Source organism: Streptomyces sp. 71268, from assembly GCF_029392895.1.
GTDB lineage: Bacteria > Actinomycetota > Actinomycetes > Streptomycetales > Streptomycetaceae > Streptomyces.
The window spans coordinates 3002161-3025001 of the sequence record NZ_CP114200.1 but is presented as its reverse complement, the minus strand read 5'-3'; the positions used below and the strand labels follow the sequence as shown (position 1 = coordinate 3025001).

Here is a 22841-nt window from a genome sequence, read left to right as displayed (position 1 = left end):
TGCACGTCAAGTTCGTGCGTGTCACGCGCACCTCTGGCCCTCCGAACAGGGAGAACCCCCCACATGAACCGAAGCATCACCGGTGCGCTCGCGGCCCTCGCCCTGAGTGGCGCGACCCTCGTGAGCGTTGGCGCGTCGTCGGCGACGGCGGCCACCGAGGCGGGCCAACGGCCCGACGCCGCCGCACCGGTCACCGCCGACAGCCCCGCCCACGGCAAGGGCAAGCCGAAGCCCAGGCCCAAGGCCGTCACCTTCGAGGGCACCGTGGCGCTGAGCAACTGCTCCGGCGCCGTGGTCAGGCTCCCGGGCTCCGCCGACCGGGACCCGGCCCTGGTCATGTCCAACGGCCACTGTCTGGGGGGCGGTTTCCCGGCCCCCGGCGAGGTCGTCGTGGACCGCCCCTCCAGCCGCACCTTCACCCTCCTCGACGCGCGGGCCGGTGACGCGGGCACGGTGCGGGCGACGAAGGTCGCGTACGCCACGATGACGGACACCGACGTGTCGCTGTACGAGGTGGACGCGACGTACGCGGAGATCAAGCAGCGGTTCGGCGTCAAGCCGTTGGCGCTCGCGGCCGAGCGCCCGAAGGCCGGCACCGCCATCAGCGTCGTCTCGGGCTACTGGAAGAAGCAGTACACCTGCTCCATAGACGGCTTCGTGCACGAACTGCGCGAGGGGCGGTGGAGTTGGAAGGACTCGGTGCGCTACACGCCCGCGTGCCAGACCATCGGGGGCACCTCGGGCTCGCCCGTCGTGGACACCGCGACCGGCGCGGTGGTCGCCGTCAACAACACCGGCAACGAGTCCGGCGGGCGCTGCACGGACAACAACCCGTGCGAGGTGGACGAGAGCGGCCAGGTCACCGTCCGAAAGGGCATCAACTACGCGCAGCAGTCGTACCAGATCACCCGCTGCGTGGCCGACGGCAACCAGGTCGACCTGAGCCTGCCGGGGTGCACGCTGCCCAAGCCGTAGCGCGGGCGCGCCGAGGGGGCGGGCCGCCGGCCCGGCCCCTCGGGGTGGCTCCCCGCCGCCCTCAGTCCGCCAGTCGCTGCGCGGCCCGCTCACCCCGGCGGGCGACCGGTTCGACCCCGTGCGCCTCGCCGAGGCCGAACGGCGGCATGCCGTGGTAGATCGCCTCGTACGAGCCGGCCGGCACGATGTAGGTCTCGTGCCAGATGCCGACGGCGCCCTTGGCGCCGCGCGCGCGGCGGTTGAACGCCGCCCAGGCGGGGTGGTGTCGCCGCCGCGTGGCCGAGGCGTAGGCGAGCAGCTTCTCGTGTGACTCCCAGTACTGGACGACCGTGTAGGTGCGCGGTCCGGCCGTGTACGCGCGGTACCCCAGCATGCCGAGGCTCTTGTCGCGGGAGAGTTCCCGGAGCATGCGGGGCATGGCGGCGAGGACGGGCGGCCAGTGGCGCACGGCCCGCCATCGGTTGATCCGCATGCCGATGAGGAAGACCACCACGTCCCCCTTGGCCGCGGTCGTGACCCGCTCGGTGATCGGTGCCCTGCCCATGGTGTTCCCCCAGTTCCGCGCTGACTCGCTGACGCGTGCGCCTAATGAATAGTGGCACTATCCATATTTCGATAGTGCCACTATCCGTCATGGGGGGCAAGGGAGGCGCCGCGACCTATGAGCGGGCCGAGCGGCGCGCGAGCCAGCCCGCCATCGCCCGTACGCCAAGCCCGATGGCGCGCTCGTCCGGGGCGAAGTCCGGGTAGTGCGGATAGCTGGCCGTGATCGGGGCGCCGGGGGAGCGGACGCCGAGGAAGGTGAACGTGCCGGGGACGTGGTCCAGGTAGAGCGCGAAGTCCTCGCCGCTGAAGGGCGGGAACGCGGCGTGCAGCGGGGTCACCGCGGACCGGCCGAACGCGCGGCGCAGGTGGCGGGCGAGCGCGCGGCCCTCGGCCTCGGGGCTGACCATCGCCGGGAACGGATCGCCGGGGAAGCGCACCACGGCCCCCGGGTAGGAGGCGGCGATCCGCCGGACCTCCGCCCGTACCTCGACGTACCGCTCCTGCGGCCAACAGCGGTACGAGACGCCCACCGTGGCCTCCCGCGCCCTGGACTGGAGGGCGACGAACCGGGCCAGCGGGCCGGCCGGCGTCCGGGCGTCGGCGACCAACCGCTCCAGGTCGGCGGGGCCGTCGGGCAGCGCGACCGTGGCCAGCGCGCTGAGTTGGGCCGCCAGGCGCCGCGCCGCCTCGGGCGCGTCCGGCCCGGCGAGCGCCACCTCGCCCTTGTCCTGCCCGGGCAGCCCGAACCCCGCGGTGGTGGCGAACCGGCCGACCGGGAAGGGCCCGCAGTGCAGCGCGTGGATCTCCGCGACGCGCGTACGGTCGAGCACGCCCGCGTCGATCATCGCGCGGGCCCCGGACAGTGACTCCTCGGCGGGCTGGAAGAGGAGGACCACCGTCCCGCTCAGGTGGTGCCGCAGTCGCGCCAGGACCCGGGCGATGCCGACGCCCATCGTGGTGTGCAGGTCGTGGCCGCACAGGTGGGCGGGGGCCGGGCCGCCGCCGACGATGTCCTGCGGCGGGACCGCGTCCATGTCCGCCCGGTACGCCACGGTCCGGCCCGGCCGGGCGCCCCGCACCACGCCGACCACGCCGTGGCCGCCCACCCCGGTGGTGACGGCCAACCCGGCCGCCCGCAGCTCGCGGGCCACCACGCCGGCGGTGCGCCGCTCGCACCCCGGCGGCTCCGGGTGCCGGTGCAGGTCGCGCCGGAGTGCGAGCAACGCGCGCTCCAGGCGCGCCGCTTCGGCGTCCACCGCCTCCTGCGCGAGCCCCTGGCCCCGCCCGGTGGCGCCGGCCGTGCCCGCCGCCCCCCACGCGAGCCCGGCCCCCACCGCGGCCGTGCCGGCCAGCACCGTACGGCGTGCGAGGGCACGCTCCTCGGGACGATCCATGTCTGTTCCCCCTCCGTGAGCTACCGGACGCGCCTTCCGCGCGTCCGCCGGTCGCGTGGCCGCACGCCGTGCGTGCCGGCCGCCGCCGGGCGAGCGGAAGACCCGCTGTCGCCACGATCGCCGCGCGGGCGCGGTGCTGCCCAACCGGTGAGGCCCCGCCCGGGGGTGGCGCCAGGGCCCGGCGTCGGGGTGGCGGTAACCCCACGCCCGGGCCCGGTCCGGCCGCGCGCCCTTGCGTGGTCGGGGACGCGCCCGGGGGCGCTGGCACCGGCGTGAGCTGGGGGTTAGGCTGCTCGGCGATGACTACCGGGACGGCCTCGCGCCACACACGGATTGGTGACCCGGTGCTCCGCTGAGCGCCGCGCGGCCCGACACGGGCCCGTCACCCCACCGAGGAGTCGGCTCCGCCGCGCGGGCCCCGCCTCCGTCGTGTTGATCACAGCTTCGACAGGTCAACCACGACAGGAGACGCCATGCCCAGCACGACGGTTCGGATTCCCACCCAGGACGGCCAGGCCGACGCCTTCGCCGCCTACCCCGACGACGGCGAGCGGCACCCCGGGGTGCTGCTGTACGCGGACGCCTTCGGGCTGCGGCCCGAGTTGCGGGACAAGGCCCGCCAACTGGCCGACCACGGCTACTACGTGCTCGTCCCCAACATCTTCTACCGGCACGGCCAGGCGCCGGTGTTCGAGCTTCCCCCGTACATCGGGGAGGCGGAGCGGGCCGGGCTCTTCGACCAGATCATGCCGGTGGTCCAGGCACACACCGCCGAGCGCGTCACGCGCGACGCGGACGCCTACATCCGCTTCCTCGCCGCCCAGCCCGAGGTCGGCGCAGGGCCGCTCGGGACGATCGGCTACTGCATGGGCGCTTCCCTGGCGCTGCGCACGGCCGCGGCCCACCCGGACCGGGTGGCCGCCGTCGCCGGGTTCCACCCCGGGCTGCTGGTCACCGACGACGCCGACAGCCCGCACCGGCTGCTGGGCAAGCTCACCGCCGAGGCGCGCTTCGGCCTCGCGGAGGGTGACCTGACGCCCGAGGCGTTGGCCGAGCTGACCCGGGCGCTGGACGCCACCGGCGTGGACCATGCCATCGAGACCTACCCCGGCACCGTCCACGGCTTCACCATGTCCGACACCTCCGCCTTCCACCCCGCCGGCCTCCAACTCCACTGGGACCGGCTGCTGCCCCTCCTCCGCCGCACCCTGCGAGCCGGCTGAGGCGCGGTTCCGTACGCGACACCGCTCGTAGGCGTACGGGCCCCGGCGTGCCTCGGCCCCGTACGCGTGCCGGCGCCGCCCCAGCGTGGATCGCTGTGGCGGCGCCGGTGGGGCGGTGGCCGGGTGCGCGTCCGCCAGTTGGCCGCGCACCCGGCCCGTCGGGGTCCGGGCCGGCCCGGCGGCCGGGTGTGGCCGCCGGGCCGGGGGCCGGCTACGGGAGGCCGTGTACGTGCTTGCCGACCTGCGAGGAGAACTCGTCGCCGTTGCTGGCGTCCCAGTTGGTGGACCAGGTCATCGCGCCGCGCAGGCCCGGGTAGGTCTTCTCCGGCTTGAACGTGCCGCAGCCCGTGCCCTTGGTCAGGCAGTCGAGGGCGGCGTTGACCACGCTGGGCGCCGCGTACCCGCCGCCGGCCGCGCGCGGGGACGCCGGGACACCGAGGCCGACCTGTGAGGGGTCGAGGCCGTTCTCCAGTTGGATGCAGGCGAGGCCGGTGAGGAAGTCCACCGTGCCCTGCGAGTAGACCTTGCCGTCACAGCCGAGCATCGAACCGCTGTTGTAGTACTGCATGTTGACGACCGTCAGGAAGTCCTTGATGGCGAGGGCGGTCTTGAAGTACTCGCCCTGCGGCGACTGCATGTCCACCGTCTGCGGCGCCATCGTCACCACCAGACCACTGTGCTTCGCGTGGATCGCCTTGAGCGCCTTGGTCATGTACGTGGAGTTGAGCCCGTTCTCCAGGTCGATGTCCACGCCGTCGAAGCCGTACTCGTCCATCAGGGCCGAGATCGAGCTGGCGAAGGCGTCGGCCGAGGCGTCGTCGCTGACCGAGACCGCGCCTTTCTCGCCGCCGACCGAGATGATGACCGACTTGCCGGCCGCCTGCTTGGCCTTGACGTCGGCCTTGAACTGCTCCTCGGTGTAGTCCAGCGCCGGGTCGAGGGTGAAGTCCACCGCGCCGGGCTTGCCGGTGGCGTCGGCGAAGGCGACGGCGATGATGTCGTACTCGTCCTGCACGTCGCTGAGCTTCTGCACGGTCGCGCCGTTGTCGAAGTTCTGCCAGTAGCCGGTCACGGCGTGCTTCGGCACCGCCGCGCGGGCCGAGGCGGCGGGGCCCGCCTGCGCGGACGCGGCGGTTTCGGTGGTGCTGGCCTGCGCCGGGCCGACGAAACCGGCCGTCACCAACGCCGCCGCGGCGAGCGAGCCGAGCAGCCCGCTGCGGGAGATGCCTGATCGTGCGCGTACCACGACTGCCTCCGTGGGGGGAGAGAGATGGGGGGAGTGGTGCGGGTGCGCGTTCAGGGGCCCCTGAGCTTGCGGTACAAGGTGGTCCAGACCATTGCGGATGTCAACCCGTCGCGCGCCCTCTTGTGCGATCGGGTGCCGGACGGTGTCCTGATCCGCACACCACCGGCGGCGAGTGCGGAGGCCATGGATGACGCGCACCAACGACAGCGGCGAAGCCCACACCGGCCGCCCGCCGGCCTCCCGTTGGCGGGCCGTCGGGCCCGGCATCGTCGTCGCGGCCACCGGCGTGGGCGCCGGCGACCTGGTGGCGACGCTGATCGCGGGCAGCAAGTTCGGCTACACGCTGCTGTGGGCCGCGGTCATCGGCTGCCTGGTCAAGATCTCCCTCGCCGAGGCGGTCGGCCGCTGGCACCTGGCCACCGGGCACACCCTCTTCCACGGCTGGCGCACCCTGGGCCCGTGGACCACCTGGTACTTCGTCGGCTACGTGGTCGTCTGGGGCTTCGTCTACGGCGCGACCGCCATGTCCTCCAGCGCCCTGCCGCTGGTGGCCCTCTTCCCCGACTTCCTGGGCCTGAAGACCTGGGGCGTGATCACCGGCCTGGTCGGCCTCGCGTTCGTGTGGTGGGGCCGGTACGCGGTGGTCGAGAAGGCGATGACGGTGCTGGTCGGCGTGATGTTCGTGGTGGTCGTGTACGTCGCGGTGCGGGTCGGCCCGAACCTCGGGGACTCCTTCGCGGGCCTGGCCCCCACCCTGCCGGACGGCTCGCTGCTCTACACGCTCGGCCTGATCGGCGGCGTCGGCGGCACCATCACGATGGCCGCGTACGGCTACTGGGTGAACGCCAAGGGCTGGACCGGCAGCTCGTGGATGCGCACGATGCGGCTCGACAACCGGGTCGCGTACGTCACCACCGGCGTCTTCGTCGTCGCCATGCTGATCGTCGGCGCCGAGATGCTGCACTCCGCCGACATCGCCCTGCACAAGGGCGACAAGGGCCTCCTCGACCTCGGTGACGTGCTGGAGGAGCGGTACGGCGGCGGCACCGCCAAGCTGTTCCTCGTCGGCTTCTTCGCCACCTCCTTCTCCTCCCTGGTCGGGGTCTGGCACGGGGTGAGCGTCATGGTCGCCGACTTCGTCGAGCACTACCGGGCCGGTGCCGAGGCGGCCGCCGGCGGCGCCGCCCCGGTCGAGGCCGCCCCCGCCGCGGGCCCGGGCGCCATCGGCCGCCACGAGCGCTCGCTGCCCTTCCGGCTGTACCTGCTGTGGCTGACCTTCCCGCCGATCAGCCTGCTCTTCCTGGACCAGCCGTTCGGCCTGGTGATCGTCTACGGGGTGCTGGGCGCGTTCTTCATGCCCTTCCTCGCGCTCACCCTGCTGTGGCTGCTCAACTCCTCGCGCACGCCCCACCAGTGGCGCAACGGCCTCCTCAGCAACGTCATGCTCGTCGCCGCCGGGCTGCTCTTCCTCGTGCTGTGCGTGCAGCAGGTGCGCGAGCTGCCCTGGTAGCGGTCGGTCGCGGGTTCCGACCCCGAACGGGGCGGCCGTGCCACCCGCCGCGGGGGAGCGGCTGGGCGGCACGGCCGGTGGGGCGGGCGCCGCACGGTGTGCGGACCGTGCGGCGGCGCGCCGCGGGCGGCGACGCCCGGGCGTCGCGCGGGCCCGCGACGGGCGCCGCCCCCCGAAGGGCCCGCGACCCGAGCGGGTCACGGGCCGTGGCGCGGGTTACGGCAGGTTGTGCACGTGCGGGCCGACCGCGTTGGACCAGGCGTTGCCGGCCAGCGCGTCCCAGTTGGTGGACCAGGTCATCGCGCCGCGGATGTCCGGGTACGTGGTGGAGGGCTTGAACCGACCGCAGTTGGTGCCCTTGGCCAGGCAGTCGAGGGCGTTGTTGACGACGGTCGGCGAGACGTAGCCGCCACCGGCGCCGCGCGGCGAGGCCGGCAGGCCGAGGCCGACCTGCGAGGGCTTGAGGCCACCCTGGAGCTGGATGCAGGCCAGCGCGGTGAGGAAGTCCACCGTGCCCTGCGAGTAGACGTTGCCGTCGCAGCCGAGCATCGAACCGCTGTTGTAGTACTGCATGTTGACGACGGTCAGGATGTCCTTGATGTTCAGCGCCGTCTGGAAGTAGCCGCCGGACGTCGACTGCATGTCGATGGTCTGCGGCGCCATCGTGATGACCAGGTCGGGACCGGCCTTGGCGGACAGCGCGCGCAGCGCCTGGGTCATGTACGTCGGGTTGATCCCGTTCTCCAGGTCGATGTCGACGCCGTCGAACCCGAACTCCTGCATCTGCGCGTACACCGAGTTGGCGAAGTTGGTGGCCGCGGCCGCGCTGCCCACCGAGACCGTGCCCTTCTCGCCGCCGACCGAGAGGATGACCGACTTGCCGGCCGCCTGCTTGGCCTTGATGTCGGCCTTGAACTGGGCCTCGGAGTACTTCAGCGCCGGGTCCAGGTTGAAGTCGACGGCGCCCGGGGTCGTCGTGGCGTCGGCGAAGGCGACCGCGATGATGTCGTACTGGCTCTGCACGTCGCTGATCTTCTGGACGGTCGCGCCGTTGTCGAAGTTCTGCCAGTAGCCGGTCACGGCGTGCTTGGGTACGGTGCCGCCGTCCCCGCCGCCCGCGGTCGTGGTCGCGGTGATCTCGGCCGACTTCGGCGACTCACCAGCCGTGTTGGTGGCGGTGACCTGGAACTTGTACGAGGTGGCCGGCGCGAGCCCGGTCACCGTGGCCGAGGTGCCGCTGACCGCCTGCACCCGCTTGCCGTCCTGGTAGACGTGGTAGCCGGTGGCGCCCTTGGTCGGGTTCCAGCTCAGCGTGACCGAGGACGAGGTGGGCGCGGACGCGGCCAGGCCGGCCGGCGCCGCCGGCACCTCCTCGCCCGGGGTGCCGCCGCCGGGGCCGGTCAGCGTCAGGTCGTCGGCGTGGTAGGCGGGCTGCCCGTACCAGCCGTGCGTGTAGACCGTCACCGACGTGGTGTTCGGGCCGGTGGTGAACTTGGTGCTGAGCTGCTTCCAGTCGGACGCCGCCTGGCTCCAGGTGGAGACGTCCGTGGTGCCGGTGCCGCTCGCGCCCAGGTAGACGTAGCCGCCCTGCACCCAGCCGCTCAGCTCGTACGCCGAGTTCGGCTGGACGCTCACGGTCTGCGAGCACTTGGCGTTGTCGGCGCCGGCCGGGGTCGCCTTGAGCGAGGAGGCGCCGCCGTGCACCGGGCTGGCGGCGGAGCTGCCGCTGCCGCCGGAACACGTCCAGTTGTTCAGGCCGGCCTCGAAGCCGGGGTTCTGGATGAGGTTGGGCTCGGCGGCTGCCTGCGCGCCACCGCCGCCGAGGGCGACGAGCGCCGACGCGGCGAGGGCGGTCGCGGCTGCCGACGCCAACCCCCGGTTCATCCGCCTGCGGCCGGCGGGCCACCGTCTGCCTCTGGTGTACCTGTCGCGTAGTGCACGGTCCACTGACTGCCTCCGTGGGGAAGTGTGGGAGGAGGGGCTTGGGGACGGTGGCCACCGCTGGGCGTGAGACTGGTCCAGACCAATGCCCTTGTCAAGGGTGTGCGCAGGGACCCGAGGCCGCGTGCGTACGCCGCGGGCGCCGGCACGCCGCGCTCGACACCGGCCGACGCCGCCGGCCCCGACCGTCCCGCGAGCACCGGCCGCCGCCATGCCACCGGGCGCACGCCGTGGGCGCACGGGAGGCGCGGGAGCGGACGGGGTCGGGCGGGGAGGAGTACGGCGCGCGATACGGGGGACTGCGTACGGGGGAGTGGGGCGCGGGGCGCGCTCCGGGAGAGGGGGAGCGGCGTGCGGAAGGCGGTGGGTGATGTTCGGGCCGGTGGGTGGTGTGGGGCAGGGCCGCGCGGGGATGGTGGACGCCGCCGGTCCGTGACGCGCGGAGCGGTCCCGCGTGAACTCCCGGTGCCAAGGCCCGCGATAACCCCGGGGAACTGTTCTCAGCCGCCGCATTCGTGGATAAAGTGCTGAGGCATCTGTACGGGGAAGTAGCGGACGGTATCGGTCCGTGACGAGAGCGCCGCGCCGCGCGGGCCGGTCGGCGCGGACGGGTGGGGGCCCTCAGTGGACGGGAGCTGACGTGACCTGTGCGATTGCCCTCACCAGCCCCGAGTTGGTGCTCCCACCGCCCGACGGGCAGACCCCGTCGGCCGTCGTCCTCAAGGCGCCCGAGAACCAGCCACTTGAGGCGGCCGTCGCCGACGCCGCCTCCCTGCTCGACCAACAGGGCTACCTCGTCGCCCTGTTCCCGGCCGCGTCCGCGCCCGCGCTGGTCCGCCGACTGCACACGGTGCGCGCCGTCCTGGAGAGCGACCGGATAGCGCTGCTGCCCATCGACCTGCCACCGCTGGCCGTCGCGGTGTTGGCCCGGCAGTTGCGGCAGCTCTCGATGGCCGACTTCAGCCCCGGCGTACTGGCCTGCGCCGCCCGCCTACTCGCCCACTACATCTACGCCGGTGCCCAACTCGGCAGCGTCGCCCGACTGGAGAAGGTGCAGGTCACCATGGCCGCGCACGTACGGTCCTGGGTGCCGGGCAGCCAGTTCGGCGTGCTGAGCCACCCCACGCCGCGGGTCGTGGCCATCGGCCGCGACGCCAACCCGCCGGCCCCCGGCTTCACCACCCAGCTCACCATCGCCCGGGGCCAGCCGCACGCGGAGTGGATCACCTCGTCGCTCGCCGCCGCCTGGCAGGTCAGCGGCGTGCAGGAGGTGCCGCTGCCGGCCGAGTCGGCCCGCTGGTGGGGCACGCCCCGGGTGGCGGAGTTCGCCGCGGCCATCCCCGACCCGTCGGTGCTCTACCAACTCGTCGCCTCCGTTCGGCGCGAGGAGTGCCACTGGTGCGGCCTCGAACTCATCGGCGACCGGTGCGCGTTCTGTTCGTCGCCGCTGCTGCGTGACGAGGCCCCGCGCGCCCTGGCCGCACCGAACCGAAACACCCGGCCCGCCCTGGCGGCGCGTTGAGCCCACCACCGCACCACCGCACCGCCGGGCCCGTCCCGCGCCCCCGGCCCGTCGACCCGCGGCCGACGCGGCGCCCCGCGCGCGCCGCCGGTCGCCGACCCGCCTCCCGCCACCACGTCCCCGAACGAGGTCCCAGGTCTTCATGAATGCACGCCAGCGCCGCGGAGTGATCCTCCTGGTCCTGTCGGTCCTGTGCGCCGTCGGCGCGTTCATCGGAGTGCTCTCCGTCATCAACGACGTCGAGTCCAAGGTCGGCCCGGAGACCACGGCGTACCGCCTGACCTCGGACGTTCCGGCCTACAAGCCGCTGGACGCGGGCTCGTTCGAGAAGGTCTCGATGCCCGAGCGCTGGCTCCCCGACACCGCCGTCACCGACCTCGGCGACCTGCGCGGCAAGATCGCCGTCACCCCGCTGCGCAAGGGCTCGCTGCTCCAGGCCGACATGATCGTGGAGCGGCCCGCGCTCAAGCCGGGCCAGCAGGAGATCGCCATCATGATCGACGCGGCCACCGGCGTGGCCGGCAAGATCAACCCGGGGGCGCGGGTCAACATCTACGCCACCTTCGACGGCGAGCGCGAGGGCGCCAAGCCCACCTCCAAGGTGATCGTCGCCGGCGCGCGCGTCATCGACGTCGGCAAGCTCACCGCCCTGGAGCCGGACGGCGACGACCGCGACCGCAGGCGGCGCGAGACCGAGGCCGTGCCGATCACCTTCGCCCTGGAGACCCGGGACGCCCAGCGCGTCGCCTACGCGGAGTCCTTCGCCTCCCACGTACGGCTCGCCCTCGTCGCGCCCGGCGGAGACGTGGACATCGCGCCGGACGAGCGCACGTACACCCTCGACGGCGACCGGTAGCGGTCCGACGAAGCCGGAAGAAGCAGGAGGCGGTGGCCCGATGACGATCAGAATCCTCCCGACGGTCGGGGACGCGGACCTGGCCCGGTCCCTGGGCGGGCTGCTCAGCCAGCTCCCCGGCGTCGAGCCGTTCCCCGCGCTCGGCGACTCGACCGCGCTCCTGGACACCCTGGCCCAGCTCGCCGGCACCGCCGTCGACGAACTGCCCGAGGTCGTCCTGGTCCACGAGCACATCGGCCCGGTGCCGGCCCTGGAGCTGGTCCGCGAGGTCGCGCTGCGCTTCCCGGCGGTCGGCGTGGTCCTGGTGACCGCGGACGCCGGGCCCGCGCTGTACTCGGCGGCCATGGACGCCGGCGCGCGCGGCATCTGCGCGCTGCCCCCCTCCTACGACGAACTCGCCGCCCGCACCCAGGCCGCCGCCCAGTGGGCGCTCGGCGTGCGGCGCCACCTCGGCGGCGGGGGCGAGGCGCTGGCCGCCGGGCCCGGCGGGCGCCTGGTGACCGTCGCGGGCGCCAAGGGCGGCGTGGGCACCACGCTCACGGCCGTCCAGCTCGCGCTCGCCGCGCGGGCCGCCGGCCGTGGCGTGGTCCTGGTCGACATGGACCTCCAGTCCGGCGACGTGGCCTCGTACCTGGACGTGCAGTTCCGCCGCTCCATCGCCGACCTCGCGCAGATCAGCGACATCACGGCGCGGGTGCTCCAGGAGGCGGTGTTCCAGCACCCCAGCGGCATCGGGCTGCTGCTCGCGCCGGGCGACGGGGAGCGCGGCGAGGAGGTCACCGACCTGGTCGCCCGGCAGGCGGTGACGGCCCTGCGGTCCCGGTACGACCTGGTCATCGTGGACTGCGGCACCCAGATGACCTCCGCCAACAGCGCCGCGATCGAACTGGCCGACAGCGCGCTGCTGGTCACCACGCCGGACGTGGTGGCGGTGCGGGCCGCCAAGCGCATGGCGCGGCTGTGGGACCGGCTCCAGATCCGCAAGGCGGAGGAGACGACCACCGTCGTCAACCGGCACACGCGCGGCGGCGAGATCCAGCCCAGCCTGGTCGAACGGGCCACCGGCACCCGGGCGGCGCGCACCACCGTGCCCGCCGCGTACAAGGAGCTGCAACCGGCCGTCGACTCCGGCCGGATGCAGGACCTGGACGCCAAGTCGTCCGTCAGGCAGGCGCTGTGGACGCTGGCCGGCGAACTGGGCCTGACCGGCACCCCGGCCGACGCCGCCCCCGCGCAACGCGGCCGGGGCAGCCACGCGGACCGCTCCCCGACCGGGTTACGGCGCCGCCGCGCGCTGCCGGGCGGCGGCCAGGGCGGACCCGGCGACGGCGGCGCCGGCCGGACCCCGAACGGCCAGGACGGCGGCCACGGCGGTTACGGCGCGGCCGGCACCGGGCCGGAGGCGCTGACCCAGGTGCCGACCAGCCGGTTCCGCAAGCGCGGCGGGGGCGACCGGGGGCAGGTGACGGTCGAGTTCCTCGGCATGGTCCCGGTGATCCTCATCGTGCTGGCCGTGCTGTGGCAGTGCGCGCTGATCGGTTACACCTACTCGCTCGCCGGCAACTCGGCCGACCGTGGCGCCCGGGCCGCCGCCGCGCGCGACAGCGGCGGCGCCGGGGCCTGCCAGGAGGCGGCCCTGCGCGACCTGCCAGGCGCCTGGCGCGAGTCGGCCTCGGTCGCCTGCCCGACCTCGGGCGGCCTGGTGCGGGCCACGGTACGGATCAAGGTCCCGGTGCTCTTCCCCGGCGCGGGGGACTTCCCCTGGACCGTGACCGGCACGGCGGGCGCGGCGGCGGAGGAGTGAGCGATGCGCGGCGACGGCACGGTACGGGGCGGGGCGACGGGGCCGGGCATGCCTCCGGAGCCTGGCTCGACCCGGCGGCGCGGCCTGACCCCGGGGCGCGGCGTGACCGGGCGGCGCGGCCGGTCGCGGGGACCGTCGGGCCGTGGCCGGCCCGGGCGTGGCTCGCGGCGGGACGCCGGCTCGGTGGCCGTCGAGTTCCTCGGGTTCCTGCCCATCCTGCTCGCCGTCGGGCTGGCGGTGGTGCAGTTGGGGATCGCCGCGTACACCGTGCAGCAGGCGGGCACCGCGGCCCGGGCCGCGGCCCGTACGGCCACCGCGGACGACCCCGAGGCCAGCCCGGAGTCGGCCGGCCAGGCGGCGATCAGCGGCTGGCTCGCGGACGGCGCGCGGATCTCGGTGAGCGGGGGCGCGGAGGCGCGCGCCACGGCCAGCATCGAGATCCCCTCGATCATCCCCGGCGTGGACTTCGGCGACGCCCGGCGCAGCGCCACCATGCGCCGCCCGGAGCCCGACGGCCCGCCGGCGCCGGGCGATGAGTAGCCGCCCGCGCGCGCCACGCCGCCGCGGCCGCCCGCGCCCGCGGCCCGCCCCGGCCCACACCCGCCGGCGCCCGGCCCGCGTCCATCACGTCCGCCACGTCCGTCACCCCCATCACCCCCGTCCACGTTCGAGGAGCAACCCATGAGCCTGCGGGCGCGCATCGTGGCCCCCGAGCCGACCGGTGAGCAGCGGGAGAACGGCCACCTGGTCACCAGTTACCGCACCAAACTGCTGGAGGAGATCGACCTCGCCGAGATGTCCGCGCTCGCGCCGGGCGAGCGACGCTCCCGGCTCGAACGCGTCCTCGGCCACATCATCAGCCGCGAGGGCCCGGTGCTCTCCACCGCCGAGCGCGCCCAGCTCATCCGCCGCGTGGTGGACGAGGCGCTCGGCCTCGGCGTCCTGGAACCCCTCCTGGAAGACGCCTCGATCACCGAGATCATGGTCAACGGGCCCGACCAGATCTTCGTGGAGCGCGCGGGCCGGGTCGAGCGGGTGCCGGTGCGGTTCGCCTCACACGAGCAACTGATGCAGACCATCGAGCGCATCGTGTCCACCGTCAACCGGCGCGTGGACGAGTCCAACCCGATGGTGGACGCCCGGCTGCCGTCCGGGGAGCGGGTCAACGTCATCATCCCGCCGCTCGCCCTCGACGGCGCCACCCTCACCATCCGCCGCTTCCCGCGCGCCTACACCCTGCACGAGCTGATCGGCATGGGCACGCTCGACGAGCACATGCTCATGCTGCTCGCGGCGCTGGTGCGGGCCAAGTTCAACGTGGTGGTCTCCGGGCCCACCGGCTCCGGCAAGACGACGCTGCTCAACGCGTTGTCCGGGCTGATCCCGGACGGCGAGCGGATCATCACCGTGGAGGACGCGGCCGAGCTCCAGCTCCAGCAGACCCACGTGATCCGCCTGGAGTCCCGGCCCCCCAACGTCGAGGGCAACGGCCAGATCACCATCCGCGACCTGGTCCGCAACTCGCTGCGCATGCGGCCCGACCGCATCATCGTCGGCGAGGTCCGTGGCGGCGAGACGCTCGACATGCTTCAGGCCATGTCCACCGGCCACGACGGTTCGCTGGCCACCGTGCACGCCAACAGCGCCGAGGACGCGCTGATGCGGCTCCAGACGCTGGCCTCGATGTCGGACGTGGCCATCCCGTACGAGGCGCTGCACGACCAGATCAACAGCGCGGTGGACTGCATCGTGCAGCTCGTACGGAACGCGGACGGCTCGCGCCGGGTGAGCGAGATCGGGCTGCTCGACTCGCACGGTCACGAGGACTACCGGATCACCACCGTCTGCCGGTTCGACGCCGAGCCGATGGGCGCCGACCGGGTGGTGCGCGGCCGGTTCGGCTACGGACCGGTGCCCGAGCGCACCGCGGAGCGGCTGCGGCTGGCCAACGAGGCGGTGCCGCCCGCGTTCGGCGTCGCCGCCTTCCCGAACGAGCTCATCACCCGCCAGGCGCGGCGCGGATGACCACGCCGGGGGCGCGCCGGGCGACACACCGGGGAGTGCGACGGGAAGTGCGGCAGGAAACGAGAGGGGCGAGGAGGCACCGATGGACGACCTGGCCACGCTGACGGTCGGCGCGAGCCTGCTGTGCGGGGCGCTCGGCGTCGCGGGCGTGCACGCGTACGCGTCCGGCCGGGCCCGGCACCAGTCGCTGGTCCAGCGGCTCGCGGACGCCGAGGGCCAGCTGCTGCCGGGGCGCGGGCGCCGGTTCACCGGCGTGGACCGCAGGTTGCGCGGCACGCGGCTCGGCCGCGCTATCGAACTGCGCCTGACGGCGACGGGCCTTGACCTGACCCCGGGTGAATTCTTCGTCTACACGACGGGAACGGCGATCGGTCTCTGGCTGATCGCGCAGGCCACGCTCGCCACGTTCTTCGGGCCCATCGCCGCCGTCGTCACCGTCTGGGGAGCGTTCGCTTTCCTGAACTGGCAACGGCAAAAGCGCATTGAGCGATTCATCAGTCAACTACCCGAACTCGCGCGCATACTCGCCAACGCCACCCAGGCCGGACTCGCCCTGCGCACCGCGCTCGGCCTGGCCGCCGACGAGATGGAGGCGCCCGCGGGCGAGGAGCTGGCCAAGGTGGCGGACAAGCTCGCGGTCGGCCACTCCATCGAGGACGCGCTCGCCGAACTCGCCGACCGGCTGCCCTCGCGCGAACTCGTCGTCCTGGTCACCACGCTGGTGCTGGCCAACCGCGCCGGCGGCTCCGTCGTCAGCTCGCTGCGCAACCTCACCCAGACCCTGGAGGAGCGCAAGGAGACCCGTCGCGAGGTGCGCACCCAGCTCTCCCAGGTCACCGTCACCGCGTACGTGGTGCCGCTGATGGGCGTCGGCACGCTGCTGCTGATGGACAACGTGTCGAGCGGCTCCATCGAGCGCATGACCTCCTCGTTCTGGGGCCAGGCCGCGGTCGTGGGCGCCTTCACCCTCTACGCGATCGGCTTCTTCCTGATCCGCCGCATGTCCAAGATCGCCGTCTGAGCCCCGCGGGGCGACCGGCCCCGTACCGGCCCCGCACCGCCCGACGAGACCCGACCCGCGACCCCGCCCCCGACCCCGAGGAGATACAGAGGATGGGCATCGGCCTGTTGCTCGCGCTGGCCGTCGGCCTGTCCACGGCCGGTGCCTGCTACGGCATCGCGCTCTACCGCCGCGAGGCCAAGCTGCCCAGCGATCTGGCGGTCGCCCTTGAGGTGGGCGCCACCCGCACCACGGTGGTCGGCTCGGCCGTGGACCGGCTCGGCATGCGCTACGCGCCGCTGGTGCTGCGCCTGATGGGCCCGGGCCGGGTCGCCAAGGTGCGCCGCCGCATCGACCTGGCGGGCAACCCGGGCGGCCTGACCGTCGACCGGTACGCCGCCCGCCGCGCCGTCTACGGCGTGCTCGGCTTCGGCGGGGCGCTGGTCATGGCCCTGCGCGGGGAGTTCCTGCTGGCCGCGCTGCTCGTGGTCTTCGGCCTGTTCTGGATCGAGGTCGGCATCTGGGCGGCCGTACGCGAGCGCAAGGACGCCATCGAGCGCACGCTGCCGGACTTCCTCGACGTGTTGGCCGTGGTCGTCAGCGCGGGGCTCAGCTTCCGGCAGGCACTGGACCGGGTGGCGGACAAGTACGAGGGACCGTGGGCCGACGAACTGCGCATCACCCTGCGCCAGATGGACATGGGTGTCAGCCGCAGACAGGCATTCGAGGAACTGCGAAAGCGCAACGACTCCGAACAGGTGGCCCAGTTCGTCACCGCGCTCCAACAAGGTGAGGAACTGGGCTCGCCCATCGTCGAGACCCTGATTGCGATCGCTCACGACATGCGCCGTACCGACGCGCAGAACGCCCGCCGCCGCGCCGCCCGCGCGGTCCCCAAGGCGACGCTGGTCATCACCACCTTCATGGTGCCCGGCACCATGATGCTGCTCGTCGCCGCGTTCTTCATCGGCTCCGGAACCGACTTCGGCTCGGTTACGGGGGACTGACCGTGTGGTGTCAACTTGGCCGCTTGCAGGCGAAGTTGAGAGTGCGACGCGCTGTCGTGCGGCCGGCTCGACGGGGCCGGTCGGGCGGGGCGGGGCGCGTCACGCCGGCCGCGTGGGCCCGGCCCGTACCGGGAGGCTCGGGCGTCCCGATGGGCGGCGCGCGGTGGGTGGTGTGCGCCGCGACAGACGCCATTCCGTTACCGCCAAACTCTTCGCAAATGCAATCCACTATGGGACAGTCGTCGCGCGGGTATCGCGCGCCCAAGGGCGCGCGGTGCGAGGCGGCCGGGCCGAAGTGGAGGTGAGATCCATGGGCCGCGTGGGGTGTCTGCGACGAAGGCGACTTCAGAGGTTTCAACTCGGGTTGCGCGGAAGAGAATGCTTCGGGACGCCCTGTTCCGGTGCCGGTGTTTCGGCGTACTTTTCTTCTCGTGTCGCGAGCGGTACCACGGGGACCGACACGCCGAACCGGAGCGGAACGGCCGCCCATGGAGGGAAATACGATGGGGAAGCGCATTCTGGGAAACGACCGCGGACAGACCGCGGTCGAGTACCTGGGGATCATCGCGGTGGTCGTGGCGATCGTGATCGGCATCTCGGGCACGGATATCGGCAACGAGATCTTCAGCGCGATCACCGACAAGATTTCCGAGGTCACCGGCGTGTGAGACGCCTTCGACGCGTCGCGGGGCCCGGGGATTCCGGTCAGGCTTTCCCGATTTACATCACCGCGGTCGCGGGACTTCTCTTTCTCGGCCTGGCCCTTTTCGCCGTCGGCCAGGCGGGCGTCACCCGTAACGGGGCGCAGACGGCCGCCGACGCGGCGGCCCTCGCCGCGGCCCAGGATCACCGTGACGCGCTGCGCGACGAGTTGCTCGCGGCCATCGGCAGCGGCGACGCGTGGCAGGACATCCTCGACGGGATCGGCACCGGCAGCCCGCGGGCCTGCGACGAGGCGCGCTGGTTCGCCGCCGAGAACGACGCCGACGTCACCGACTGCACCGTCTCCGGCGGGCCGGTCCCCACCTTCCACGTCGCCGTGCAGACCCGTTACACCGTGGGCGACTCCATCGTTCCGGGTACGGAGTCGCGGCACGCCGAGGCGGAGGCCACGGCCGAGATCGAGCCGCGCTGCGTACGGTTGCCCGGCAAGCCCGACCCAACGCCGAGCCCCGACCCCCGCCCCACCGATGACGACGCCGACAACGGTGACGACGGCGAGGGAAACGACGCCGACGAGGGTGGCAACGGGGGCGGTGACGGGAACGATGGCGACGACAAGCCGGAAGAGAAACCCAAGGCACCGCCCGTGGAGTTCACGTGCGACGGCGAGGAGTGGTCCATCGACCCCGAGCGGCCCGACACGCTGCCGGACGTCACCGACCTCTTCTCCGTGCACCTCGCCGACTGACCAGTGAAGGGCAGCGACTGATGAGCATTCGGTACACCGCCAGGGCGCGTGGGGCGCTGGCCGCTGGAGCGGTCGCCGTCAGCGTGTCCCTGCTCGTGGCGGGTTGTGGTGGCGGTGGCGGCGGCGACGAGGGCGACGACGCCAGGCCCGCCGGCAGCCAGTCGGCCAGCGTCGGGGGCAACGCGCCGAAGGGCGACGGCGGCTCGGGCCAGGAACCGGTCTCCGACGTCGAGCCCATCGCCGAACTCCGGGGCGAGATGGGCATGGTGCTCTCACTCACCGACGCCAAGCGGGACTCCGGCGGCTTCGTCACGGTCACCGGGCAGGTCGAGAACACCGGCGACCGGATCTACACGCGCGCCAACAAGTGGCGGGGCGACGAGACCGACGTCATCAAGCACGGCTCGTCCACGGCCGGCGCGACCCTGATCGACCCGGGCGGCAAGAAGCGCTACTACGTGCTCCGCGACACCGACGGGCGCTGCCTGTGCACGATGGGGCTCGGCACCGTCAAGGCCGGCGCCACGGTGCCGGTGTTCATGCAGTTCCCCGCGCCCCCGGAAGAGGTGGACGAGGTGCAGTTCCAGATGCCGACGTTCCCGCCGGCCACGATCAAGATCGCCGGGTGACCGAGCCGTGACCCCCACCCACGCGACGGCTCGCACCGCCCACACCGGCCGTTCCGCGCGAGCCGCCCACACCGCCCGCGTCGCCCGTACGACCGTCCTCGCGCTCGCCGCCGCCTCCGCCCTCGCGTTGCCCGTCCCGGCCGCCCACGCCGACGAGGGGCCCGGCGTGCTCCAGGTCGCCGCGCCACCGGTCCAGGTGGACGCCGCGGACCCGGACCTCAAGTTGGCCGACGGCGCCCGGCTCGGTCAGGTCAAGGTGTTGGACATCAAGTCCATCGTGGAGACCGACAACGGCGAGGAGCGGCACGAGGTCACCAACGAGGACGTCACCTTCGCCCTCCAGTCCGAGGTGCTGTTCGACAAGGACAGCGCCGACCTCAACCGCCAGGCCAGCGCGCGCATCGACGTCATCGCCCGGGAGATCGAGGCCCAAGGCGCCCGCGAGGTCCGCGTCTTCGGCTTCACCGACGACCTCGGCACCACCGGGCACGGCGAGGACCTGTCCAAGGAGCGCGCGGACGCCGTGCAACGACGGCTCGCCAAGCAACTCGACTCCGGCGTGAAGTACCACATCCGTGGCTACGGCGAGGACTACCCGATCGCCGACAACAGCACCGAGTCGGGCCGCAAGAAGAACCGCCGGGTCGAGGTCAGCTTCCCGCGCGGCTCCGCCTGACACCACGCCGACGAGCGGCGAGGCCGCGCCGCACCCGGCGCGAGACCGCCGCGCCCGGCACGAGGCCGCCGTACCCGGCACGAGGCCGCCGGGCCGCGCCGCGCCGGTGGTGCGGTCCGGACGCCGCCGTCTGGCCCGGTCCCGCGGAGGAGCGGCGGCGGTCGGGCCGGCCATCTGCCACGACCGGGTGAGACGAAATAGAAGCGTAACGGACGCATCGCCTCAAAAGGGTTTAGTTCTGGCATGGGTGGCCTACAGTCGCTTACGCACTGCTCACACGCGACGAGCTGGAAGTGCATCGCGCGGGCCTGCCCGCATCCTCCTGCCCTGGGAGGGGTGCGTCCGCGTCAGGGAGACGAGCCACCAGCCGTCGCAGGGGTGCCGCGACCAGCGGACGACCCGATGCTCACGCGCACCCCGGGGCGCAGCCCCCAACGCTCCATCGCGCCCGCCTCGGCCTCCAGGACGTGGCGCGCGCGTGGCCGGGGCAGCCCGAGCCGTCCGGGCCGCATGGTGCGTACGGCGATGACGGTCAGCTCCCGGTCGAGGTAGGCGACGTCGATGGCGAACCGCATCCGGAAGGTGTGCACCCCGCTGGCCGGGCTGAGCAGCAGCGCCCCGGCGATGCCGGTCCGGCCCAACAACCCCCGGGAGCGCGCACGGTAGGACGCGGCGATCTCCAACGGCACCGCCAGCTCCGACCACCCCGGCGCCGCCCCCGGCCCGGCCTCCCGGGACCCGGCCGCCTGCCGCCCGCCCCCGGGTGGTGCGCCGCCCTCCCGCGCGCGCGGCACGCGCAACGTGCCCCGACCGTCACGCCAACGCCCCATCTCGGCCACTCCTCCGCCCACACTGCCTCGTCCGTCGTCGTCCGCCGACACCGCCGTGGCCGCCGGCGCGCGACCCGCGCGCCGTGCCGGCCGGCCCCGCGCCGCGCCGCGCGTCCGATCAGCGTTGTACCAGTCCTGCCGGCGCCCGTGGCCCGTTCCGTAGGCTCTGGCCCGTGCATGCGCTGCTGATAGCTCTCGCCGCCGGGTACGGCATCGCCGTCGGGCTCCTGGCCACCCGCCCGCTGTTCCGGCTCGCCGTCCAGCCCGACGAGCCCTGGCGCGCGGCCTGCCCGGACGGCCATCCGATCACCGGACCCGCCGCCGGCTGGCTCGGCCTCGCCCGGTGCGGCCCCTGCGGGCGCGCCGCCGACGCCGGGCCGGGCGCGTACGGGCCGAGCGGCGTGCTCGTGGCCGGGGTCTGCGCGCTCGCCTGCGCGGGGCTGGCGGCGGCCGTCGGCTCCCGGCCCGAGCTGGCCGTGTGGCTGCTGCTCGTGCCGCTCAGCGTGGTCCTCGCGGGCGTGGACCTGGCCGTGCACCGGCTGCCCGACGTGCTCACCCTGCCGATGGCGCTCGGCTCCGCCGCGCTCCTTGGGGGCGCGGCCCTGCTGCCCGGCGCCGCGGGCTCATGGTCACGCGCCGTGTTCGGCGGGCTCGTGTTGGGCGCCGCGTATTTTGTGCTGTTTCTCATCAACCCCGCGGGCATGGGGTTCGGCGACGTCAAATTGGCGATGACGCTCGGGGTCGCCCTCGGGTGGTACGGCTGGGACGTGCTCTTCCTGGGGGCGTTCACCGGCCTCCTGCTGGGCGCCTTCTACGGTGTAGCCCTAGTGCTGACAAGGCGGGCGAGCCGCAAGGCGGCGCTGGCGTTCGGCCCTTTCATGATCATCGGGGCCGGTGCCGGCGTGCTCGTGGGCGGCCTCGCGGCGGGCTGAGACGAGATTCCAGCGCGCCGTTACCTCCCGAGGTGCACGCAAGACCCCTCACGAAGGGTTATGGTGGAAACCCCCCCTCGGGCCGGTCCGTATCCCCCCCACGGACCGGCCCGCTTTTTCGTGCCCGCACACCCGCGCCCCCGCCCGCCCGGCGACCGGGCGGGACGGGGGCGCCGGGGCCGCGCCGGCTAGCGGCGGGCCCAGATGTTCACGCCCTCCGTGCTCCGCGCGTACTCGTCGATCTCCGCCAGCTCCTCGGCGCTGATCGGCGCGGCGCCCAGCGCGGCCACGTTCGCCTCCAACTGGCGCACGCTCGACGCGCCGATCAACGCCGACGTCATCCTCGGGTCGCGCAGCACCCAGCCCAGCGCGAGCTGGGCCAGCGACTGGCCGCGCCGCGCGGCGATCTCGTTCAGCCCGCGCAGCCGCCGCACCACCTCGTCGGTCAGCAGCTCCGGGTCGAGCGACTTGCCCTGCGAGGCCCGCGAGCCCTCCGGGATGCCGCTCAGGTACTTGTCGGTGAGCAGGCCCTGGGCCAGCGGCGCGAAGGCGATGCAGCCCATGCCCTCCGCCTCCAGCGTGTCGAGGAGCGCGTCGTCCTCGGTCCAGCGGTTGATCATCGAGTACGACGGCTGGTGGATCAGGGCCGGCACCCCCATCTCCCGCAGCAGCCGCGCGGCCTCCGCGGTCTGCTCCGCGTTGTACGAGGACACGCCCACGTACAGCGCCTTGCCCTGCTGTACGGCCGAGGCCAGCGCCCCCATCGTCTCCGCGAGCGGCGTGTCCGGATCGAACCGGTGGGAGTAGAAGATGTCGACGTACTCCACGCCCATCCGGCGCAGCGAGGCGTCCAGCGACGACAGCAGGTACTTGCGCGAGCCCCACTCTCCGTACGGGCCCGGGTGCATCAGGTAGCCCGCCTTGGTGGAGAGGATCAGCTCGTCCCGGTACGGGCGGAAGTCCCGGGCCAGCAGCCTGCCGAAGTTCAGCTCGGCCGAGCCGGGCGGCGGACCGTAGTTGTTGGCCAGGTCGAAGTGGGTGATGCCGAGGTCGAACGCGCGGCGCAGGATGGCGCGCTGGGACTCCAGGCTGCGGTCGTCACCGAAGTTGTGCCACAGGCCGAGGGAGATCGCGGGCAACTTCAGGCCACTGTGTCCACTGCGCCGGTACTCCATCGCGTCGTAGCGGTCGTCGGCGGCACGGTAGGGGGAGTTGTCGTTCACGGGGGTTCCTGCTTCCGCTTCGCGTGGTCGCTTCCCGGTTCCGGGGTCTGTCGTGGCCGACGCTATACGCACGTGACCGGCCCAGCTTCGC

21 protein-coding genes are annotated in these 22841 nt (G+C 73.4%); 15 read left to right on the top strand and 6 right to left on the bottom strand.

All coding sequences use genetic code 11. The annotated features are described in order from the left end of the window. The first annotated feature begins 63 nt into the window (after nucleotides 1-63). On the top strand, nucleotides 64-975 hold the full coding sequence (locus tag OYE22_RS11220; protein ID WP_277320280.1) for a serine protease: 912 nt from the start codon (nucleotides 64-66) through the stop codon (nucleotides 973-975). Between the two features lie 61 nt (nucleotides 976-1036). Here OYE22_RS11220 and OYE22_RS11215 read toward each other — a convergent pair whose 3' ends face one another. Both OYE22_RS11215 and OYE22_RS11210 read right to left on the bottom strand, forming a co-directional pair. Beyond that, the gene (locus tag OYE22_RS11215) at nucleotides 1037-1519 is read right to left on the bottom strand and encodes a DUF4188 domain-containing protein (RefSeq protein WP_277320279.1); all 483 of its coding nucleotides are present in this window, start codon (nucleotides 1517-1519) and stop codon (nucleotides 1037-1039) included. Nucleotides 1520-1634: 115 nt separating this feature from the next. Next, nucleotides 1635-2915 carry an amidohydrolase gene (locus OYE22_RS11210; protein WP_277320278.1) on the bottom strand — a complete coding sequence of 427 codons (1281 nt, stop codon included), beginning with the start codon at nucleotides 2913-2915 and terminating at the stop codon, nucleotides 1635-1637. A 473-nt stretch (nucleotides 2916-3388) separates the two neighbouring features. On the opposite strand from OYE22_RS11210, the gene OYE22_RS11205 reads away from it, so the two are divergent. After that, nucleotides 3389-4138, top strand: a complete 750-nt coding sequence (locus tag OYE22_RS11205) for a dienelactone hydrolase family protein (protein ID WP_277320277.1) — start codon at nucleotides 3389-3391, stop codon at nucleotides 4136-4138. Between the two features lie 211 nt (nucleotides 4139-4349). Here OYE22_RS11205 and OYE22_RS11200 read toward each other — a convergent pair whose 3' ends face one another. Further along, on the bottom strand, nucleotides 4350-5384 hold the full coding sequence (locus tag OYE22_RS11200; protein ID WP_277320276.1) for a chitinase: 1035 nt from the start codon (nucleotides 5382-5384) through the stop codon (nucleotides 4350-4352). A 187-nt stretch (nucleotides 5385-5571) separates the two neighbouring features. On the opposite strand from OYE22_RS11200, the gene OYE22_RS11195 reads away from it, so the two are divergent. Then, nucleotides 5572-6894, top strand: a complete 1323-nt coding sequence (locus tag OYE22_RS11195; protein WP_277320275.1) for an Nramp family divalent metal transporter — start codon at nucleotides 5572-5574, stop codon at nucleotides 6892-6894. A gap of 216 nt (nucleotides 6895-7110) precedes the next feature. Here OYE22_RS11195 and OYE22_RS11190 read toward each other — a convergent pair whose 3' ends face one another. Beyond that, nucleotides 7111-8778 (bottom strand): glycoside hydrolase family 18 protein, encoded by a 1668-nt coding sequence (locus OYE22_RS11190; RefSeq protein ID WP_277320274.1) that lies wholly within the window; start codon nucleotides 8776-8778, stop codon nucleotides 7111-7113. 697 nt (nucleotides 8779-9475) lie between these two features. Between OYE22_RS11190 and OYE22_RS11185 the strand changes: the two genes are divergently transcribed. The 11 genes from OYE22_RS11185 (at nucleotide 9476) to OYE22_RS11135 (ending at nucleotide 19765) form a co-directional block, all read left to right on the top strand. Next, complete coding sequence (locus OYE22_RS11185) at nucleotides 9476-10357, top strand: hypothetical protein (protein ID WP_277320273.1); 882 nt, start codon at nucleotides 9476-9478, stop codon at nucleotides 10355-10357. Between the two features lie 142 nt (nucleotides 10358-10499). Beyond that, nucleotides 10500-11213, top strand: a complete 714-nt coding sequence (gene cpaB, locus OYE22_RS11180) for a Flp pilus assembly protein CpaB (RefSeq protein WP_277320272.1) — start codon at nucleotides 10500-10502, stop codon at nucleotides 11211-11213. A gap of 40 nt (nucleotides 11214-11253) precedes the next feature. Further along, a complete protein-coding gene (locus OYE22_RS11175; protein WP_277320271.1) occupies nucleotides 11254-13017 on the top strand; it encodes an AAA family ATPase in 1764 nt (587 codons plus the stop codon). A 48-nt stretch (nucleotides 13018-13065) separates the two neighbouring features. Next, nucleotides 13066-13557 (top strand): TadE/TadG family type IV pilus assembly protein, encoded by a 492-nt coding sequence (locus OYE22_RS11170; RefSeq protein ID WP_277320270.1) that lies wholly within the window; start codon nucleotides 13066-13068, stop codon nucleotides 13555-13557. A 141-nt stretch (nucleotides 13558-13698) separates the two neighbouring features. After that, nucleotides 13699-15042 (top strand): CpaF family protein, encoded by a 1344-nt coding sequence (locus OYE22_RS11165; RefSeq protein WP_277320269.1) that lies wholly within the window; start codon nucleotides 13699-13701, stop codon nucleotides 15040-15042. A gap of 82 nt (nucleotides 15043-15124) precedes the next feature. Further along, nucleotides 15125-16063 (top strand): type II secretion system F family protein, encoded by a 939-nt coding sequence (locus tag OYE22_RS11160; RefSeq protein WP_277320268.1) that lies wholly within the window; start codon nucleotides 15125-15127, stop codon nucleotides 16061-16063. Nucleotides 16064-16155: 92 nt separating this feature from the next. After that, on the top strand, nucleotides 16156-17049 hold the full coding sequence (locus tag OYE22_RS11155) for a DUF5936 domain-containing protein (RefSeq protein ID WP_277320267.1): 894 nt from the start codon (nucleotides 16156-16158) through the stop codon (nucleotides 17047-17049). Nucleotides 17050-17552: 503 nt separating this feature from the next. After that, nucleotides 17553-17717 carry a hypothetical protein gene (locus OYE22_RS11150; RefSeq protein ID WP_176163787.1) on the top strand — a complete coding sequence of 55 codons (165 nt, stop codon included), beginning with the start codon at nucleotides 17553-17555 and terminating at the stop codon, nucleotides 17715-17717. After that, entirely contained in the window at nucleotides 17714-18460 is a 747-nt protein-coding gene (locus OYE22_RS11145; protein ID WP_277320266.1) for a pilus assembly protein TadG-related protein, read from the top strand. The genes OYE22_RS11150 and OYE22_RS11145 overlap by 4 nt, the downstream gene beginning before the upstream one ends. Nucleotides 18461-18480: 20 nt before the next feature. Next, a complete protein-coding gene (locus OYE22_RS11140) occupies nucleotides 18481-19089 on the top strand; it encodes a hypothetical protein (RefSeq protein WP_277320265.1) in 609 nt (202 codons plus the stop codon). A 127-nt stretch (nucleotides 19090-19216) separates the two neighbouring features. Next, nucleotides 19217-19765: an OmpA family protein gene (locus OYE22_RS11135; RefSeq protein WP_277324086.1), complete on the top strand. Its 549-nt coding sequence runs from the start codon at nucleotides 19217-19219 to the stop codon at nucleotides 19763-19765. A 347-nt stretch (nucleotides 19766-20112) separates the two neighbouring features. Here OYE22_RS11135 and OYE22_RS11130 read toward each other — a convergent pair whose 3' ends face one another. Then, nucleotides 20113-20595: a DUF192 domain-containing protein gene (locus OYE22_RS11130; protein WP_277320264.1), complete on the bottom strand. Its 483-nt coding sequence runs from the start codon at nucleotides 20593-20595 to the stop codon at nucleotides 20113-20115. 173 nt (nucleotides 20596-20768) lie between these two features. Here OYE22_RS11130 and OYE22_RS11125 point away from each other — a divergent pair, with 173 nt between their 5' ends. Beyond that, nucleotides 20769-21527, top strand: coding sequence for an A24 family peptidase (locus OYE22_RS11125; RefSeq protein ID WP_277320263.1), 759 nt, complete (start codon nucleotides 20769-20771; stop codon nucleotides 21525-21527). A gap of 188 nt (nucleotides 21528-21715) precedes the next feature. Here OYE22_RS11125 and mgrA read toward each other — a convergent pair whose 3' ends face one another. Continuing rightward, nucleotides 21716-22750 (bottom strand): L-glyceraldehyde 3-phosphate reductase, encoded by a 1035-nt coding sequence (gene mgrA, locus OYE22_RS11120; protein WP_277320262.1) that lies wholly within the window; start codon nucleotides 22748-22750, stop codon nucleotides 21716-21718. Between the last annotated feature and the right edge of the window lie 91 nt (nucleotides 22751-22841).

What these genes read in the sequence shown, in the direction of transcription:
- OYE22_RS11220 (WP_277320280.1), top strand. Translation starts at nt 64, where the DNA reads ATGAACCGAAGCATCACCGGTGCGCTCGCGGCCCTCGCCCTGAGTGGC.
- OYE22_RS11215 (WP_277320279.1), bottom strand. Translation starts at nt 1,519, where the DNA reads ATGGGCAGGGCACCGATCACCGAGCGGGTCACGACCGCGGCCAAGGGG.
- OYE22_RS11210 (WP_277320278.1), bottom strand. Translation starts at nt 2,915, where the DNA reads ATGGATCGTCCCGAGGAGCGTGCCCTCGCACGCCGTACGGTGCTGGCC.
- OYE22_RS11205 (WP_277320277.1), top strand. Translation starts at nt 3,389, where the DNA reads ATGCCCAGCACGACGGTTCGGATTCCCACCCAGGACGGCCAGGCCGAC.
- OYE22_RS11195 (WP_277320275.1), top strand. Translation starts at nt 5,572, where the DNA reads ATGACGCGCACCAACGACAGCGGCGAAGCCCACACCGGCCGCCCGCCG.
- OYE22_RS11190 (WP_277320274.1), bottom strand. Translation starts at nt 8,778, where the DNA reads ATGAACCGGGGGTTGGCGTCGGCAGCCGCGACCGCCCTCGCCGCGTCG.
- cpaB (WP_277320272.1), top strand. Translation starts at nt 10,500, where the DNA reads ATGAATGCACGCCAGCGCCGCGGAGTGATCCTCCTGGTCCTGTCGGTC.
- OYE22_RS11175 (WP_277320271.1), top strand. Translation starts at nt 11,254, where the DNA reads ATGACGATCAGAATCCTCCCGACGGTCGGGGACGCGGACCTGGCCCGG.
- OYE22_RS11170 (WP_277320270.1), top strand. Translation starts at nt 13,066, where the DNA reads ATGCCTCCGGAGCCTGGCTCGACCCGGCGGCGCGGCCTGACCCCGGGG.
- OYE22_RS11165 (WP_277320269.1), top strand. Translation starts at nt 13,699, where the DNA reads ATGAGCCTGCGGGCGCGCATCGTGGCCCCCGAGCCGACCGGTGAGCAG.
- OYE22_RS11160 (WP_277320268.1), top strand. Translation starts at nt 15,125, where the DNA reads ATGGACGACCTGGCCACGCTGACGGTCGGCGCGAGCCTGCTGTGCGGG.
- OYE22_RS11155 (WP_277320267.1), top strand. Translation starts at nt 16,156, where the DNA reads ATGGGCATCGGCCTGTTGCTCGCGCTGGCCGTCGGCCTGTCCACGGCC.
- OYE22_RS11150 (WP_176163787.1), top strand. Translation starts at nt 17,553, where the DNA reads ATGGGGAAGCGCATTCTGGGAAACGACCGCGGACAGACCGCGGTCGAG.
- OYE22_RS11140 (WP_277320265.1), top strand. Translation starts at nt 18,481, where the DNA reads ATGAGCATTCGGTACACCGCCAGGGCGCGTGGGGCGCTGGCCGCTGGA.
- OYE22_RS11130 (WP_277320264.1), bottom strand. Translation starts at nt 20,595, where the DNA reads ATGGGGCGTTGGCGTGACGGTCGGGGCACGTTGCGCGTGCCGCGCGCG.